The sequence below is a fragment of the Mycolicibacterium holsaticum DSM 44478 = JCM 12374 genome, assembly GCF_019645835.1.
Lineage (GTDB): Bacteria > Actinomycetota > Actinomycetes > Mycobacteriales > Mycobacteriaceae > Mycobacterium > Mycobacterium holsaticum.
On sequence record NZ_CP080998.1, the window covers coordinates 1,659,615 to 1,676,166 of the forward strand.

Annotated in this window: 16 protein-coding genes; 4 read left to right on the forward strand and 12 right to left on the reverse strand. The window is 64.8% G+C overall.

The features are described from left to right. Positions 1–9 precede the first annotated feature (9 nt). From K3U96_RS08050 to K3U96_RS08060, 3 genes are read left to right on the forward strand one after another with little or no spacing between them, the layout of a single operon-like run. Positions 10–978 (forward strand): enoyl-CoA hydratase/isomerase family protein, encoded by a 969-nt coding sequence (locus K3U96_RS08050; RefSeq protein WP_069406725.1) that lies wholly within the window; start codon positions 10–12, stop codon positions 976–978. Next, positions 978–3,398: a CaiB/BaiF CoA-transferase family protein gene (locus K3U96_RS08055; RefSeq protein WP_220692642.1), complete on the forward strand. Its 2,421-nt coding sequence runs from the start codon at positions 978–980 to the stop codon at positions 3,396–3,398. The genes K3U96_RS08050 and K3U96_RS08055 overlap by 1 nt, the downstream gene beginning before the upstream one ends. A gap of 18 nt (positions 3,399–3,416) precedes the next feature. After that, positions 3,417–4,229 carry an SDR family NAD(P)-dependent oxidoreductase gene (locus tag K3U96_RS08060; RefSeq protein WP_220692643.1) on the forward strand — a complete coding sequence of 271 codons (813 nt, stop codon included), beginning with the start codon at positions 3,417–3,419 and terminating at the stop codon, positions 4,227–4,229. On the opposite strand, the gene K3U96_RS08065 is transcribed toward K3U96_RS08060, so the two are convergent. After that, positions 4,223–5,065, reverse strand: coding sequence for an SDR family NAD(P)-dependent oxidoreductase (locus tag K3U96_RS08065; protein WP_069406728.1), 843 nt, complete (start codon positions 5,063–5,065; stop codon positions 4,223–4,225). The two genes, K3U96_RS08060 and K3U96_RS08065, sit on opposite strands and share 7 nt — an antisense overlap. Positions 5,066–5,082: 17 nt before the next feature. Further along, entirely contained in the window at positions 5,083–6,156 is a 1,074-nt protein-coding gene (locus tag K3U96_RS08070) for an NAD-dependent epimerase/dehydratase family protein (protein ID WP_220692644.1), read from the reverse strand. A 110-nt stretch (positions 6,157–6,266) separates the two neighbouring features. Between K3U96_RS08070 and K3U96_RS08075 the strand changes: the two genes are divergently transcribed. Further along, positions 6,267–7,073, forward strand: coding sequence for a lysophospholipid acyltransferase family protein (locus K3U96_RS08075; protein ID WP_220692645.1), 807 nt, complete (start codon positions 6,267–6,269; stop codon positions 7,071–7,073). Between the two features lie 34 nt (positions 7,074–7,107). On the opposite strand, the gene K3U96_RS08080 is transcribed toward K3U96_RS08075, so the two are convergent. The 10 genes from K3U96_RS08080 to K3U96_RS08125 form a co-directional block, all read right to left on the reverse strand. Continuing rightward, entirely contained in the window at positions 7,108–8,112 is a 1,005-nt protein-coding gene (locus K3U96_RS08080) for an LLM class flavin-dependent oxidoreductase (protein WP_220692646.1), read from the reverse strand. A 16-nt stretch (positions 8,113–8,128) separates the two neighbouring features. After that, positions 8,129–9,160, reverse strand: a complete 1,032-nt coding sequence (locus tag K3U96_RS08085; RefSeq protein WP_220692647.1) for a phosphotransferase family protein — start codon at positions 9,158–9,160, stop codon at positions 8,129–8,131. A gap of 30 nt (positions 9,161–9,190) precedes the next feature. Then, positions 9,191–9,541 (reverse strand): DUF4286 family protein, encoded by a 351-nt coding sequence (locus tag K3U96_RS08090; RefSeq protein WP_220692648.1) that lies wholly within the window; start codon positions 9,539–9,541, stop codon positions 9,191–9,193. 64 nt (positions 9,542–9,605) lie between these two features. Beyond that, positions 9,606–10,364 (reverse strand): SDR family NAD(P)-dependent oxidoreductase, encoded by a 759-nt coding sequence (locus K3U96_RS08095; protein ID WP_220692649.1) that lies wholly within the window; start codon positions 10,362–10,364, stop codon positions 9,606–9,608. After that, positions 10,365–11,621, reverse strand: coding sequence for an amidohydrolase family protein (locus K3U96_RS08100; protein WP_220692650.1), 1,257 nt, complete (start codon positions 11,619–11,621; stop codon positions 10,365–10,367). 49 nt (positions 11,622–11,670) lie between these two features. Continuing rightward, entirely contained in the window at positions 11,671–13,257 is a 1,587-nt protein-coding gene (locus tag K3U96_RS08105; protein ID WP_220692651.1) for a FadR/GntR family transcriptional regulator, read from the reverse strand. Continuing rightward, positions 13,254–14,411 carry a thiolase C-terminal domain-containing protein gene (locus tag K3U96_RS08110; RefSeq protein ID WP_220692652.1) on the reverse strand — a complete coding sequence of 386 codons (1,158 nt, stop codon included), beginning with the start codon at positions 14,409–14,411 and terminating at the stop codon, positions 13,254–13,256. The genes K3U96_RS08105 and K3U96_RS08110 overlap by 4 nt, the downstream gene beginning before the upstream one ends. Then, a complete protein-coding gene (locus tag K3U96_RS08115) occupies positions 14,408–14,845 on the reverse strand; it encodes a Zn-ribbon domain-containing OB-fold protein (RefSeq protein ID WP_230982487.1) in 438 nt (145 codons plus the stop codon). The genes K3U96_RS08110 and K3U96_RS08115 overlap by 4 nt, the downstream gene beginning before the upstream one ends. Before the next feature lie 92 nt (positions 14,846–14,937). Continuing rightward, the gene (locus tag K3U96_RS08120) at positions 14,938–16,080 is read right to left on the reverse strand and encodes an amidohydrolase family protein (protein ID WP_220692654.1); all 1,143 of its coding nucleotides are present in this window, start codon (positions 16,078–16,080) and stop codon (positions 14,938–14,940) included. Between the two features lie 58 nt (positions 16,081–16,138). Then, the gene (locus tag K3U96_RS08125) at positions 16,139–16,381 is read right to left on the reverse strand and encodes a ferredoxin (RefSeq protein WP_220692655.1); all 243 of its coding nucleotides are present in this window, start codon (positions 16,379–16,381) and stop codon (positions 16,139–16,141) included. Positions 16,382–16,552: the final 171 nt, after the last annotated feature.

A 16,552-nucleotide genomic window follows, 5' to 3' on the forward strand; every position in this document is an offset into this window, starting at 1 on the left:
GGGATCCACATGTCTGAGAACGGAAATCGGCCCAAACCCGAGGAACTGATCCTTTACAGCAAGGACCCGAAGACCAAGATCGCGACCATCACGTTCAACCGGCCGGAGTTCCTCAACGCGCCGACGTCCGCGGCGCGGTTGCGGTACGCGGACCTGCTGCGCGCGGCCACCGTCGACGACGACGTCAAGGTGGTGGTGATCCGCGGCGTCGGCGACAACCTGGGCAGCGGCGCGGACCTTCCGGAGTTCATGGAGGGCAACGACAACACCGACCTGCGTCTTGCCGAACTGCGTCTGGAGGACGACGGCGTGGGCGAGGTCACCTACCCGCCCAAAGGGTCGTTTCGGCACGGGGCCACGATCAGCGCCTGGTATGCCAACGTGCAGGCCGGTAACCGACCGCTGCAGGAGCTCAAGAAGATCAGCATCGTGGAGGCCAAGGGCTACTGCTACGGCTGGCACTTCTACCAGTGCGCCGACGCTGATCTGGTGATCTCCTCTGACGACGCGCTGTTCGGACATCCCTCGTTTCGCTACTACGGCTGGGGCCCGCGGATGTGGACGTGGGTGCAGATGATGGGGCTGCGCAAGTTCCAGGAGATGGTGTTCACCGGCCGACCGTTCACCGCCGAGGAGATGTATCAGTGCAACTTCCTCAACAAGGTGGTGTCGCGCGATCAGCTCGAGGCCGAGGTCGACAAGTACGCCCGGGCGTGTGCACGAAACCGGCCGGTCGACACCGTGTTTCAGCAGAAGATCTTCTTCGAGGTGTTCAAGCAGCACCAGGGTGAATACATGGGCAGCCTGCTGTCGGCCTTCTTCGAGTCGATGGGCAGCGGCGCGGCCAACGACGACACCGATGACCTGGACATGCACGAGGCGATCGACAGCGGGCTCGCCGAAGCGGTCAACGACAACGACATGAGGTTTCCCGCCGAGTTCCGGCTGAGCAAGGCCAACCGCAAGAAGAAGGACTAGTGGCAGCACTGGACGGGTACGTCGTCGTCGACCTTTCCACCGGCATCGCAGGCGCCTACTGCACAAAGCTCCTCGCCGACGGCGGCGCCCAGGTGATCAAAGTCGAGCCTCCGGAAGGGGACTGGCTGCGCAGATGGTCGGCGTCCGGCGCCGACATCGCGCCGGGTTCCGACGGCGCGCTGTTCAGCTTTCTGGCAGGTGCCAAGCACAGTGTGGTGGCCGACCCGGACAGCGACATCGATCTCGTCAACGCGCTGCTCGCCGGCGCCGACGCGGTGGTGTGGTCACGGGGATCCTCGGTCGCCGAACACGTGGTGTGCATCCCGGCGGCAATCCGGTCGGCGCACCCGCATCTGACCGTCACGTCGATCACCCCGTTCGGGTTGCGCGGGCCGTGGAGCGACCGGCCCGCAACAGAGTTCACCCTGCAGGCGTGGTCGGGTGGCATCGTGGGGCTGGGCCGCGGTTCGGCCGACCGGGCCCCCGTGTTCGTCGGCGGGCAGGTCGGCGAGTACCTCGCCGGTGCATACGCGAGCGCGGCGACGCTGGCGTCGCGCATGCGCGGTGGCGCCGAACTGGTCGACGTGTCGATGCTGGAAACCCAGATCCTCGGGCTCACTTACTATCCGGTCTCCTACTACGAGATGCTGGGCCGGCCGTGGCGCGACGCCAGACGGTTGACGGTGCCCGGGATCGCGCGCGCCAAGGACGGGCTGATCGACATCGGCTGCGGCACCGCGCAGCAGTGGTTCGACCTGTGCGCGATGACCGGCCACGACGACTGGATCGACGAGGAGTCGCCGCTGTCGATCACCGAGCAGGCCAACGAGAAGGCCGACGAGCTGTACGCGTGGGTCGAGAGCCACACCGTCGACGAGATCCGCGACCTGGCCACCGCGTTCCGCATCCCCAACGCGCCGGTGGCCAACGGGGCCAACACCGTCGGGCTCGACCATTTCCACGCGCGCGGCTCGTTCGTGACCAACCCCCGCGACGGTTTCGACCAGCCCGGTCCGCCCTACCGCATGCAGCCGGCCGTGCTGCGCGGGCCCGAACCCGCGCCCCGCCTCGGCGAACACACCGAGTACTACCGTTCGCGAGAGGTAAGCCACGGTCGTGAAAAGGGCGAATTACCGACCCGGAATGCTATTTCGGCGAAGCTGCCGTTCGAGGGGTTGCGCGTCATCGACATGACGACCTTCTGGGCCGGGCCGTCGTGCACCCATCTGCTGGCGATGTTGGGCGCCGACGTCATCCACATCGAGTCGACCCGGCGCCCCGACGGCACAAGGATGATCGCCGGCATCCCGGTCACCGAAGACCAATGGTGGGAGAAGTCGCCGATCTTCTCGGGCCTCAACACCAACAAACGCGGCGTGACACTGGACCTGCAGAGCACAGCGGGCCGTGACCTGCTCAACCGCTTCATCGCCACCGCGGACGTCATCGTAGAGAATTTCACCCCCCGGGTGCTGGATCAGATCAGGCTGGATTTCGCTGCGGTGCAAGCCGTCCGGCCCGACGTCGTCATGTTGCGGATGCCCGGCTTCGGCCTCGACGGTCCGTGGCGGGACAACCCGGCGTTCGCCTACGTCATCGAGGCGGCGTCAGGTATTAGCTGGCTGACCGGCTACCCCGACCGCAACCCGTACGAGCCGTACTCGGTGGGCGACCCCAACGCGGGCATCCACGCGCTCAACGCGCTGCTGCTGGCGTTGGAACAGCGCCGCCGCACCGGACAGGGCGTGCTGGTGGAGGCGGCGATGGTCGATGCCGCGCTCAACGTCGCGGCCGAACAGGTCATCGAGTACTCCGCGTACGGCGCGCTGCTGCAACGCGACGGAAATCGTGGCCCCACCGCCGCCCCGCAAAACCTCTACCGCACCAACGAGATCGACGAGTTCGGTCGCGCCGACTGCTGGGTCGCGGTGGCCGTGGCCAACGACGAGCAGTGGGCCGGTCTGCGCGATGCGCTCGGCGGCCCGAAATGGGCGTCGGACCCAGAATTGCGCACCGTGGCGGGTCGACGCGCCCATCACGACACCGTCGACGAGCACCTCGCCGCCTGGTGTGCGCAACGCAGCGGCGACGACATCGTCGAAACCCTCTGGGGCCAGGGCGTGCCGGTGGCCAAGGTGATGCAGCCGCACCGCCAGACCGAACTGCCGCAGCTCGCGGCCCGCGGCTTCTTCGAGGACGTCGGCCACCCGGTGAACGCCCGCACCCCACACAGCACGGTGCCGTTCAAGATGTCGCGGGGACCCGAGCGGGTGCATGTGCAGCCCGCGCCGCTGCTCGGACAGCACAACCACGAGCTGCTATCCGAACTCGGCCTCAGCGACGACGAGATCGCCGACCTGCAGGACCGCGGCGTGATCGGCAACGCGGTGGCGATGGGTCCCAGCAAGGCCAAGGCGTGACGGGTTAGCCTCAGCACCGTGGCCATCGATCCAGCCGACATCCTGCTCACCGGTCGCGTCGCCGTCGTGACCGGCGGGGGAGCCGGCATCGGCAAGGGCATCGCCGAAGGGCTCGCGGCGTTCGGCGCGTCGGTGTCGGTCTGGGAGCGCGACCCCGACACCTGCGCAGCCGCCGCGGAAACCCTTGGTGCGCTGGGCATCATCGCCGACGTGCGGGACAGCGCCCAGGTGGACGCCGCGCTGGCGCGCACCGTCGACGAACTCGGCGAAGTGTCGATCCTCGTCAACAACGCCGGCGGCACCTTCTCCTCACCGCTGCTGGATACCACCGAGAACGGTTGGGACGCGCTGTACAAGAGCAACCTTCGCCATGTCCTGCTGTGCACGCAGCGGATCGCGCGCCGCCTGGTGGACGCGCAACTGCCCGGCAGCATCATCAACGTGACGTCGATCGAGGGGGTCCGCGCGGCCCCGGGTTACGCCGCGTACGCAGCCGCCAAGGCCGGTGTCATCAACTACACCCAGACCGCGGCGTTCGAACTGGCGCCGCACGGCATCCGGGTGAACGCGCTGGCGCCCGACCTGACGTTGACCGAGGGGTTGATGCAGTTGTCGCAGGGGACGGTGCGGGCCGACCACGCACCGGGAATTCCGATGGGCCGTCCCGGCCATGTCGATGAGATCGCCGGTGCCGCAGTGTTCCTCGCGTCGCAGTTGGCCGGCTACATCACCGGGCAGACGATTCACGTCGACGGCGGGACACACGCGGCGGGCGGCTGGTATCACCATCCGCAGACCGGGAGGCCGACGCTGGGTCCACCGGATCAGTGAGCCCAGCCCTCGGCGGCCTGGTCCTCGAAGGTGCGGTCGATGCGCGCGAAGCGGCGCCGGATCGAGTCCCGTGAGGCCTTGTGCGGCAGCACATACAACCGGTTGGCCAGGATCGCGTCCGTGGTCAGCCGCGCGACGTCGTCGACGTTGAGCACCGAGTCGTCGGTCGGGTCCGACGCCAATTGCTGCACCGTGTCGGCGGGCGACGGGGTGGGCGGACCGTAGTCCTCGCTGCGCACGCGTTCGGTGTTGGCCAGCAGGTTGGTCTCGACGATCATCGGGCACAGCACGGTGACGCCGATCCCGTTGGCACGCACCTCGCGCGACAGGGTTTCGGCGAGCGCGACGACGCCGTACTTGGCGACGCAGTACGGGCCCAACCCGACGTTGGGGATCAGCCCGGCGAACGACGAGGTGAACACGATGTGGCTGTCGGCCTGCTGGGCGATCAGGCGCGGCAGAAACGCCTCGACCCCGTGGATCGGACCCCACAGGTCGACGTCGATGACGAAGCGCCAATCGTCGTGGCTGGCCTGCGCGATCGGCCCCGCGTAGGCGATGCCCGCATTGTTGAACACCACGTGCACCTCGCCGAACACTGCGAAGGCCTCGTCGGCCAGATGCGTGACGTCGTCGAGCTTGCGCACATCGCACAACACGCCGTGGGCGTCGACACCGTCACCGCGCAGTTCGGCCACCGCGCTGTCCAGCGCGGCCCGGTCGATGTCGGCAAGCATCACCCGCGCGCCCCGACGGGCGAATTCTCGTGCGCTGGCAAGGCCGATCCCGCTGGCGCCTCCGGTGATGACCGCGGCGCGTCCGTCGAAACTCTCCACGGCGCGACCTTATGCCGTCAGGACAGATCGCGGGGACGATCCCACGCCGGATCGCCCATCTTGCGCCGGATCGCTCCCCATGGATCGGCGTATTGCCCCGGTTGCCTCCAGTACGCCCCGCGGCGCTTCATGACCGCCCGCGCCAGCGGGGCGATCAGCCGGCCCGGATAGCGTTTCCACCCCGCCCGGGCCCGCAACTCGGCGAGCATGTCGGGCCACGAGTGGTGCTGGAACTGGAGGGCTTCCTGCGCACGGGTGGTGTCCATCCAGTCGGTGACGAACCAGTCCTCGGCGCTGTGCGGATTGCCCGGCCGACCGGTCGGCAAACCGGATAATCCCAGGGCCGCGGCCAGCGAAGGTCCCACGTCACCCTGGCGCAGGCGGTGGGACTCATCCCCGGCGATCAGCAGAGTCTCACCCACGACGTCGGCCGTCGTCGCCGCCGCGCATGCCCACGCGACGTCGCGCACGTCGACGGTTTGCAGCCGGCCGTCGGTGGGCAGTGCGCTTTCGAAGAACAGGGCGTCGGTACTGAACGGCAGCGCCGACAGGTCCGTGCTGAGCACCCCGCCGAACCGCAACACCACCCAGTCCAGACGCGATGACCGCACGATCTGCTCGCCCTCGGCCTTCTGTCCGCTGTACACGTCGCAGGGGCGCATCGGGTCGTCGACCGTCAGCGGCGACGGAGTGCGGTGGGGGTTGCGCGCGCCGAAGACCGCGTTGCTCGACGCGTGCACGAACCTGGGCCGGGTCGGTTGCGCTTCGGCGAGGCCAACGATCGTGGCCGTGGCATCCACGTTGACCCGGCGCGCCAGTTTCGCGTTGCGGTAGATCGGCGGCGCGATGATCGCCGCGAGGTGAATGATCGCCGCGGGTGCGACAGTGGAAATCAACTGCTGTGCCTGGGTGGGATCGGTCAGGTCGGCCCAGCGGACCTCGACGTGCCGGGGCAGCTTCGTCTGCGCCTTGCGGTTGGCAGGGGTGTCGAGGTCGGTGGCCACCACCGGCCGGCCCAACTCGGCCAGTCGGCGCACGGTCGCGGATCCGACGAGGCCGAAGGCTCCGGTGACGAGCACCGCGTCGGACATGGATCTCCTCGGGGTCATCGCATTCTCTTTTTCGGAGAGTAGCATTTCACTACCGGCGACCGGTCAATCCGACCGGTTTGGACGACCTTGAGATGCGGGAAATAAACGACATGGCAAGCAACAGGTCGGACAACCCAGAGGTCGCCAAGTGGGATCCGGAGTTCACCCGACGAATCACCAACTGGGTCGGCCCGGTCGCACGGCGGTACTTCCGCGCGGAGGTTCGCGGTCTGGCGTCGATCCCGCAAGCCGGCGGTGCGCTGGTGGTGTCCAACCACTCGGGTGGCATGTTCACCCCCGACGTGCTGATCTTCGCGCCGGCGTTCTACGACAAGTTCGGTTTCGACCGTCCCGTGCACACCCTGGCCCACTACGGGGTATTCCTCGGCAACGTCGGCGACTGGCTACGCCGCGCAGGCGCGATCGAGGCCAGCCGTGAAAACGCCGCCGCGGCATTGGGATCCGGCGCAGTCGTCCTGGTATTTCCCGGCGGGGACTACGACGCGTACCGGCCCACCCTCACCGAGAACGTGATCGACTTCAACGGCAGGACGGGCTACGTACGCACGGCCATCGAGACCGGGGTGCCGATCGTGCCGATGGTGTCGATCGGCGGGCAGGAGACCCAATTGTTCCTTGCCCGTGGCGATTCGATCGCCCGCCTGCTGGGCCTGACCCGCGCGCGCATGGAGATCCTGCCGCTGAGCATCGGCTTCCCGTTCGGCTTGTCCATGATCTTCCCGCCGAACCTGCCGCTGCCCGCCAAGGTCGTCATGCGTGTGCTCGAACCCATCGACGTGGTGGCGGAATTCGGCACGGATCCCGATATCGACGCGGTGGATCTGCACGTCCGAGCCGTCATGCAGGCGGCGCTTGACGAACTGGCCGCCGAACGCCGCTTCCCGATATTGGGCTGAGCGCTGCTGCGGCCGGTCGCCTAACTGACCGGGCCTAGTTGAAAGCTGGTATCACTTTGTCCGCGAACAGTTGCGCGTATTCGACGAACCGCTCCGCCGGCAGCCCGGGGGGACGCATCATCATGAAGTGCTCGAGCGGTATGCGATCCTGCATCGCTTTGAAATGGCCGACAGCCTGCTCGGGGGTCATGATCTGCAAGATGCCACTTCGCTTGAAGCCATCGACGTCCATCGCCAGTTGCAAGCTGGCGTTTTCCATACCTATCGCGTTGTCCTCGTTCATCCATACCCGGTAGCTGGAGAAGACGTGGTGGTAATAGGGTGCCAGTTCCTCCATGGCTTGCTCGGGATCTTCGGCGACGGTCACAAAGATCCCCGGAATGCGAATCGCCGCACGGTCGAGATCCTTTCCACGTTGTCTGAGCTTCTCAAGGTAGAGATCGCAGATTTCCTCGTTCCCGAGGTAGCCGTCGGCGTAGGCGGCCACCCGGTCCAGTGCTCGATCGGTGAATCCGCCGACGTACAGGGGGATCCGCCCTCGCGGCGGTGGCATGATCCGAGCCTCGTTCACGGTGTAGTGCCGCCCGGCGAAAGTGACCGTCTCGCCAGCCCAGAGCGCGCGGACGATGTGAAGGAACTCGTCGAGATGGTCGCCGCGATCGGTGAATCGCTTGCCCTGCATGTCGTACTCACGCCGCCGGTATCCGATCGCCAACGCAGTCTCCAGCCGCCCGTCGGAGAGGATGTCGAGCACGGCGCATTCCTCCGCGAAGCGCACGGGGTGGTATAGCGGCGCGATCGCGACCGCCGCCCCGATGCGGATGTTCGATGTCCTTGTCGCCATCGCCGCCAGCGCCAGATTCGGTGTCGGCAGGTACCCGTCTTCGGCACCGTGATGTTCTGGTACCCAGGCGCCAGCGAAGCCGACGGTCTCGCTCCATGCGACGACGTCGAGCGTCTCTCGGTAGACCTCGTGCCACGGTCGGCGCCACGGCTCCGGATTCCTGAAGTCGTAGAGGTAGCCGAAGGTCAACCCCATGGTTTCGCTGTCGCGATCATCCGACGCGGCCCGCCAGTGACCGCGCCGTCTCGGCAGCGGTGGCGACGGACTGCAACACCATTGAGCCGAACGCGTCGGCGACCTCTCGATCGCCGTCGGGAGAGGTCACGTTGCGCGCATAGGTGCGTTCCAGCACGATCCCGATCTTGAAGTTGGCCAGCACCAAGTAGTAGTCGAGGTTATCGGTCGGCAAGCCACTGATGTTCTCGTAGTGCTCCAGCAGTTCGCTGCGGGGCGGCATGCCCTCCATTGGAAGGTAGAAATCGGTCTTAGGTTCTTCGCCGTCGTATCCGAGGACCGCCCAGGCGAGATCCAACAGTGGGTCGCCGATCGTGGTCATCTCCCAGTCCACCAATGCGGCCAACCGGGCAGGAGCGCCATGGGCGTACATCACGTTGGCGAACTGGTAGTCGCCATGCATGATGCCTGGCGTGAATTGGTCCGGACGGTTGGCGCGAAGCCAATCGGCGGCGATATCCAGCCCCGGCAGCTCACGAACCTGAAAGCCCGAGAGAAACGACAACCAGCGGTCAACCTGACGTTCATGGAACCCGTCCGGCCGGCCGAAGCCCTCGAGGCCCTGTGCCCGCCAATCAACCCGTGCCAGCTTCGCGGCGCCCTCGATCAACTGGAATGCGAGTCCGCGTCGGGCCTCCAAGTCAGTGTCAAAGGGTGCCGGCCAGCCCCTGTCCATTGGGCTCCACCCGTCGATCTCCGCCATGACATAGAACGGCTTGCCCAGCACTTCACCCGTCTCGTCTGCGGCGATCAATTCGGCGTGGGGGACGTCGGTACCCGACAGGGCGCGCACCAGCCGGATCTCGCGAAGCAGATCGGCCAATCGCCGCTCGTCGGCGCTCTCACCCGGCATGCGCATGACCATCCGGTGACCGCCGCGCTCGATCACGTAGAGCGCGTTCTGCGAGCCGCCCGAAAGCTGCTGCAGTGCAGGCACCTCACCCCAGCCTGCCACGTCATGTTCGTCGAGCCATCGGCTCAGCCGGTGGGCGTTGATCGGGGTATTCATGAAGTACTCCTACGAGATCGGAATTCGGTGTCAAGCAGTCGCTTTGGGGCCGCGAGGTGCCCAGAATGACAGTCGCCAGCTGGACATGTCGAGGCAGTCGGCCATAGTGATCTTTCCTGCGGTCACACCGTCTTGAATCTTGTTCAGGATGGTGTCGACATCGCCCTCCATCTCGTAGATAATCGCGTAGCGGTGCTCTGGCGCTGTGCCGCCCTCCATGTCGTAGATCTCGGCGTTCTTGAGGTCATAGCGTTGCGCCGACAGCATGCCGGGGATCGCGAGCAGGTCCGGTATGTGGACGTTGTCGTACCAGTCGTTGAATTCGTCGTCCCTGCCGTCCAACGGATTCGAGAAGACGATCTGGATGAACTTGTCAGTCATGGGGGTTCCTTCGCCGGTCAGGTGGTCAGATGGTTGTGGATGTAAGATGTCGGTCAAGACCGAGTCAGCTAGTTTGTTCCATGGACGACATCCACTGCTCGTAGTCAGTTGCTTTAGCGCTCAGGAGATCCTGACCGAGAATCGAATCCACGATGAGGAACCGCTCGGCATCGATTGCACCGACCAAGCGGTCCGCGACCCGTTCCGGCGTTGCGGCCTCTTGCAGCATCGGATGGTCGGCGGGTATTCCGTCGCCCAACAGCATCGGCGTCAGCATCGGCCCGGGGCAGAAGCACGACACTCTGATTCCTTTCGGGCGGTACGTGGCCGCAAGCCACTCCGAAAAGCCGAGAGCGGCCTTCTTGGTCACGGAGTAGGCGGGCTTGTCCGGGTGTATCGCCAAAGCGACGATCGAGGCAGTATGTAAGAGGTAACCATCGCCACGTTCGAGCATCGCAGGCAGTACTTCTCGGGCGGCGTACACGTGTGACATCACATGCAGCCGCCAGCTCACATCCCACAGCTCGTCATCGGCGATGGTGCCGTGCTGAGCCGGACCCGTGTAACCGGCGTTACTAAACCAGATGTCGACTTCGCCGTAGGTTCGGCGGGCCAGGTCGGCAACGGCGCGGACGTTGTCCTCAACGGTGATGTCACAGGCCAGCCCCACGGTGTCGACCGTCTTGCAGACCCGATCGACACCGTCTGAATTCTGGTCGGTGACAACGACCTTCGCACCTTCAGCGGCAAACCGCTGAGCGCACGCCTCGCCAATGCCGCTACCCGATCCCGTGATAACGACGACCTTGTCGCGCAGATGCATCTAGAACGCCCGCTCCGACGAGGCGATGGGGGTACGCAGCTCGCTCACCGACTTGACACTGATGTCCCAGTCGCCGACCTGAGCGCGCAGTACTCCCACCGTTGCCTGCTCACGCGGAATGTGCGCGAACGGGTCGTACCGGAAGTGCTGCATCGCGTTGAGGTGGGTGATCTTGTTGATCTCGTCGTCAGGGACGTCGACGAGCGACTTCATCAGGACCTCCGGAGCCAGCGGCCACGTGGTGTCCGAATGCGGATAGTCGCATTCCCAGGTGATGTTGTCGATATTGAGGTGATGACGGTTCTCGATACCCACGAAATCGTCGATGAAACAAAAGATCACGTGCTCCTTGAAGATCTCGGACGGCAGGCGATCACCGAGATCCATCCCGCTCCAGTGGCGTGTGTGCTTGTAGATGTAGTCAACTCGCTCGCAGAAGTACGGCAGCCAACCTGTGCCACCCTCGGATAGCGCAATGCGAAGTGATGGGAACTTGCGGAAGACCGGACTCCAAAGCAGATCGGCGGCCGCCGAGAACAATCCGATCGGTGACAACGTGTAGATGAGCTCGATGGGCGCGTCGGGTGAGGTCATGGGTGGAGCCGAATTCGACCCGAGATGAATGCACACGACCGTGCCCTCGTCGGCACAGGCCTCCCAGAACGGATCCCAGTGCTCGTTGTAGATGCTAGGTAGCCCCAGATCGTAGGGGCTGGAGGAGAACGTCACGGCATGGCAGCCGCGCGCGGCGAGGCGCCGTACCTCAGCGGCGGACGCTTCGGGGTCCCACATCATTGGGAGTCCCAAGGGAATGATTCGCCCGGGATGCGTCCCGGCCCAGTCCTCGACGTGCCAGTCGTTGTAGGCCCGCACCATCGCTGCGGCTTGCTCCTTGTCCGCGGTGTCCATGAACAGCTGGCCGCAGAACCGCGGGAAGGACGGGAAGCACATCGAGCCGAGTACGCCGTTGGCGTTCATATCCTTGACCCGGGCGTCTATGTCGTAGCAGCCCAACCGGATCTCCTCGATGCTGGTGGGCTCCATGCCGAACTCGTTTGGGGGGCGCCCCGCCACGGCATTGAGCGCCGGGTTGAGGATCTCTTGACCCTCGTAAACCCAGGCCATCGTGCCGTCATCGCGGCGGATGAATCGCGGAGCCCTGTCCTCGTATTTCTTTGCCACCCGTCCCTCGAACATATGGGCCGGCTCGATCACGTGATCGTCCACGCTCACCAAGACCAGATCGTCGACGTTCATCGTTCTCCTTATCTTCGGTCGCGCCCCGCATTGGAACGAAGCGTGTAAGTCATCCCTTCAGGTCGAGCATCAGTCGTCGGCTGACCTCGGACTCCTCGGCCCACGGCGCGTTGGCCTTCAGGGCCTCCGACCAGACCGCGGTGGCGCGAGGGGAATCGTGTTCCGCTGCGGCGTCGACGAACTGGGCGAAAAGCTTCTGGGCGCGCCGGTTCGTTCGAGTCACCCCCGGTAGGCCCTTGACGTCGGCGGTGACACCCGGCTCGATGGCAACCCGGACCCAGTGCAGGATTTCGGCGATCACGGTCAGGGCGGGGTTCTTGACGGCAGAGAAGGCGACCATTTCCGCCTCCCGGTACGCCGTGACGAAACGCCCAGTATCATCGCAATATTCGGCGAGCTCGGTGTTCACCGCCTTGAGCGCGTTGAGCTGCTTGGCGCCGATTCGCGAAGCGACCAGACCCATGATCGACGGTTCGATGAGCCGAAGTGCGCGGTAGAAATCGGCAAGGGTGGTGCCACGCGCTTCCAGCACGATGCCGGCCAGTTGGGATGCGACGCGAGTGGTGGGCGTGCGAATGGTGGCCCCGGAGCGGTCACCGGTGCGCAGGTCGAGCAAAAACTCCATTTCGAGGATGCGTAACGCCTCGCGAAGTGTCGGCCGCGATATGTCGAATTCGGTGGCCAGCCCTGCCAGGGATGGCAAACGGTCGCCTTCGCCGAGCTGTCCCTCGGCGATGCGGGCTCTGATCTCGGTGGCTACCACCGACGCACGACGGGGTGCTGATTCACCGCTGTCGCGCCCGGCCTGGGCCCGCCAGAGTGGCGCCATGTCGATCGGCTGGCGGCTGATGTTGCGGCTGAACAGCATTCGGTTGGTAGTGTAAAGGTAGTCACTCCAGGTGTTTTGAGCTAACGATCCGTCGCGACGCCTGGCCGCGTCGAGGAACGCACTATGGCTGACAACCACGCGCCGAGCAATCTGCTCCGCTGACGAGCTATCGGTCCTGCCGATCGAGGAGTAGACCTGCCCGGCGTAGATGTCACGGAAGACACCGGCGATGACGGCGAGGGTGCGGTTGCCGGACAGGTCGATGACCGCTTGGTCGAAGGCCGACATCGCGGTAACGAAAGCCAGCGGACCGTCGGCCGCTCGTTCCGCATCGTGGAGCTCGACCAAGGTCTCGATGTCTTCGAATCCGGCTTGTGCAGCGAGTAATTCGGCGGCCGGCGGCTCGACGACCGTGCGCACTTCTTCCAGATGAGCGAGGGTGCTCTTGCGCAATTGCAGTAACAACGCCACATATCGGGCAACCGCGTCCAATCCGGGTCGGCGGACCACCGCGCCGCCACCACGGCCGCGCCTGATCTCGACGAGCTGCTGGGACTCGAGGATCCGCAGCGCCTCGCGCAGTGTCTCGCGAGAGATCTGTAGACCCGCCGTGAGTTCGGCTTCCGGTGGGAGCTGCTGATCTGCGGCGAGCTGGCCGCTGAGGATCTGGCGCCGAAGGTCGTCGGCGAGCAGGTGCGACACCTTTCGGGTGTTACGCCGGGGCAGTGCACGCCAGACGGCATCGCCGCCGTTCATAAGCATCGGGGTGACGGCGGCGGGTGTATGCGCATCGGGGTGTTCGGTCATAATGCAGTCAATACCATGGCGCCGCATTGTGGATATACGCCGCTGGCAACAAGGGCGGCCCGGGCACCGGCGACCTGACGGCGCCCAGTTTGGCCGCGCAGCTGAATGACAGCCTCGTTCAGGAAGCCGATTCCGTGAAGGCGGCCCTCAGCAAGTTGTCCACCAGCGGTGTTGAGCGGGAAGTCGCCGCCCGGCCCAAGTCGAGTGCCGTCACCGACCCAGTCTCCGAACTCGCCTCGGCCGCACGCGCCGAGTGCTTCGATCCAGGCGACGGTCACCGGCGTGAAGCCGTCGTACAACTGAGCTACGTCGACGTCGTCCATGGTCAGTGAAGAGCGCTGCCACAGGCGCTTGGCACAATCAAACATGCCGCCGTAGAGGAAGTCGACGCCGAAAACCCAATCGGCGCCCTGTCCGGTGCCGTAGGTCATTGACTCGACCAGCACCGCAGGTTGGCGCAGGTCCGCCGCGCGCTCGGCGGTGGTGATCACTGTGGCGACTGCACCGTTGACCGGGTAGTCGCAATCAAGTACCCGAAGTGGGTCGACCACCATCCGCGACGACAGATAGTCCGCCATCGTGATCTCGTCTCGCAGTACTGCTCGCGGATTGAGTGCCGACCAACGTCGCGCATTGACGGCGATGCGACCGAAGTCTTCCTCAGAGCGACCGTACTCGTCCATCCAACGGCGCTTCTTGAGCGCAAGATTGACCAGAACTCCGCCGAGATAGCCGTACGGAGTGAGGAATTGGTCGCGACCGCCGACTGTCGCGGGTCCGTTCGCCACACCTCCCTGGTGCCCCGCGGCCCTGGTCAAGCACCGAAACACGAGGACCGTTTCGCAGGCACCGGACGCAACCGCCATGACACCGGCGAGGGCGCCCCCGAGTCCGGACGGGTTCGAGGCCATGATGTCGGCGAAGGCGGCCAGGTCTGGCACACCCAACAGCCGGGCCATGTCCTGTGCGCCAGGCGACTCCGGTCCGAACCTGTACTCGAAGATCCCGTCGATGTCTGCTGCGCGCAGCCCGGCGTCCGACAACGCATCGGTTGCTGCGGCGAGCGCGAGCGAGTTCGGATGGGGCTCGCCCTTGCGGCTCAGTTCTGAGTATCCGACGCCGGCGATCGCGACCGGACGAGTTAGTGAACTCATCCGGCTGCCTCGGACAATCTGAACTGCGGAAGCGTGATTGACCCTCGCTCCTCGTACACGACCTCGACCCGCATGCCACAGGACACGGCGGTGCCTTCGGGAACATCGATGAGGTTCGTCAGGATTCGCAGCCCGGGTTGTTCATCAAGCTCGACGAGTACGACGACATAGGGCAGGGCGTTCAGAAAGCCGGAGTGCAGTGGACGATCGACCACCGCATACGAATAGATCACACCTTGGCCGGACATCTCCGTCAGCTCGAAATTCCGCTCCTGGCAGCGCTGACAACATACTTCGGGCGGGTACTGGAGGGTGTGGCACGAGCTGCACCGTTGGAGTACGAGCCGTTGTTCCGCAGCCGCGTTCCAGTAAAAGCCGCTGATGTCGTCTGGGGCCGGCGCCGGCCGAAGATCGGCAGACGGGTTGGCCTCCATCTGGGTCACAGAACTCCTCCCTGGGTTGCGGCTTCCACTTAACCTAAAAAACACGACAGAGTCAACTATTTATTTGCGGCTCGGGGGTCTAGTCAGAGCACGCGAACTTGACCCTCTAGAGCCGGAACCGTATCGGGCAGCTGGTATGTCGAGATGCCGTTGCGGAACATCACGTTCTCGCGGGCGTGCTCGGGCAGATGCTTGACCAGCCAGCGCGGGTCGTCGAAGGTCCAGTGCGGGTAGTCCGAGCTGTACAGCAGGATCTTGTCGCACTCCATCCATTCCAAGACCCGAATCAGTTCAGTCTTATCCTCGGGGTAATCCAGGGGTTGTGTGGTGAACTTGATGTGGTCCTTCACGTATTCAGAGGGTTTGCGTTTGATGTCGAGCCAGGACCTTCGCGCCTCGTAGATGGCGTCCATCCGCCACATCAGCGGCAGGATCCAGGTAAAGGCGTGTTCGATGAAGACGACGCGCAGCTTCGGAAAGCGATCGAACACCCCGTCGAAGATCAGACTCATCACCTGATTGGCGGCAAGTAGTGAGTAGGTGACCATGAAGTCGTGGTTGTAGCTGGGAAGACCGACCGGTGGCATCGGAAGTTCCTCGTGGTGGCCACGGCCCAGGTGGCAGCTGACCGTGATGTCGTGTTTGGTTGCCGCGGCCCAGATCGAATCGTATTTTGGATGTCCCCAGGACGGCCGAGGCTCGGCGTTGATGAGAACCTGTGCCATATAGGGGTGGCCGGCCCAGCGCTCGATCTCGCGAATGCACTCTTCCGGCTCCTCGATCGCGACGCAGATCGACCCGCGCCACCGCTGATGCCAGTTGTTGTGGCTATCCAGCCAGTGGTTGGCTTGCCAGGTGTTGTGGGCCGAACAGATCGCGGCGGTTGCCTCGGTCAGCCGGCAACTGCCGTGGATCGGTTCGAGTATCGCGATGTCGGCGCCGGCCTCCAGGATCAATTGTTTGAAGGCAAGATCGGGGTCGCTGCCGGCGAACTCTCCGTCGGCCGGAAATGTGTCCACCCGCATTGCGCGGGCGTGGGCATAGTCTGGAGCGTCGTAGTAGATCTGCTCGCCGACGGGTCGGCTGAGAAAGTACTTGCTACGCCACGGTTCCGGGATGTATTCCGTGAGCTCCCCGCTCCTGGGAACAGGATGCACGTCGGAGTCGACACAACGGACGGCAATGCGTTCAGCGGGTGCTCTGCGCTCAGTGTCGGTTGCAGCCATCGGACTCTCCTCGAAGCTCGAAACCCCTCGCAGTGAGCGCATTTCGCAGATCAGCGCTCTACTGCATTGCCTGTTCGCGATCAGACTGCTTCGCCGAGTCCGTCGAGGCCTCCTCGAGAATGATCGCCTGTTCCGGACATGACTGCGCAGCTTCGCGTATCCGCTCTTCTTGATCCGTCGGTACCACGTCGGTGACGGCCGAAGAGCTACCGTCCACTTCGCTGAGCTCGAACATGTCGGGTGCGATCATGGCGCACAGCGTGTGTCCCTGGCAGCGAGTTGGATCCACCTTCACCTTCACGAATCTTCTCCTCAGAGCCCTCGGCCGTAGCTGCGTTCCGCCCAACGGCGAGCACTCGCCGATTCGGGTTGCCGTCTGGATCAGCTAACCCCAGACAGACGACCTAGTCAACTATATATGTGTTATGGTCGCGTCCCTATCGGAGCGGGGTCGCTTCCGCGCCCTGCGCGA

Coding starts and splice junctions, on each gene's coding strand:
- K3U96_RS08095 (WP_220692649.1), bottom strand. CDS start 10,364: ATGCATCTGCGCGACAAGGTCGTCGTTATCACGGGATCGGGTAGCGGC.
- K3U96_RS08115 (WP_230982487.1), bottom strand. CDS start 14,845: ATGGAGGCCAACCCGTCTGCCGATCTTCGGCCGGCGCCGGCCCCAGAC.
- K3U96_RS08085 (WP_220692647.1), bottom strand. CDS start 9,160: ATGAATACCCCGATCAACGCCCACCGGCTGAGCCGATGGCTCGACGAA.
- K3U96_RS08050 (WP_069406725.1), top strand. CDS start 10: ATGTCTGAGAACGGAAATCGGCCCAAACCCGAGGAACTGATCCTTTAC.
- K3U96_RS08075 (WP_220692645.1), top strand. CDS start 6,267: ATGGCAAGCAACAGGTCGGACAACCCAGAGGTCGCCAAGTGGGATCCG.
- K3U96_RS08080 (WP_220692646.1), bottom strand. CDS start 8,112: ATGGGGTTGACCTTCGGCTACCTCTACGACTTCAGGAATCCGGAGCCG.
- K3U96_RS08120 (WP_220692654.1), bottom strand. CDS start 16,080: ATGGCTGCAACCGACACTGAGCGCAGAGCACCCGCTGAACGCATTGCC.
- K3U96_RS08070 (WP_220692644.1), bottom strand. CDS start 6,156: ATGTCCGACGCGGTGCTCGTCACCGGAGCCTTCGGCCTCGTCGGATCC.
- K3U96_RS08100 (WP_220692650.1), bottom strand. CDS start 11,621: ATGAACGTCGACGATCTGGTCTTGGTGAGCGTGGACGATCACGTGATC.
- K3U96_RS08110 (WP_220692652.1), bottom strand. CDS start 14,411: ATGAGTTCACTAACTCGTCCGGTCGCGATCGCCGGCGTCGGATACTCA.
- K3U96_RS08090 (WP_220692648.1), bottom strand. CDS start 9,541: ATGACTGACAAGTTCATCCAGATCGTCTTCTCGAATCCGTTGGACGGC.
- K3U96_RS08105 (WP_220692651.1), bottom strand. CDS start 13,257: ATGACCGAACACCCCGATGCGCATACACCCGCCGCCGTCACCCCGATG.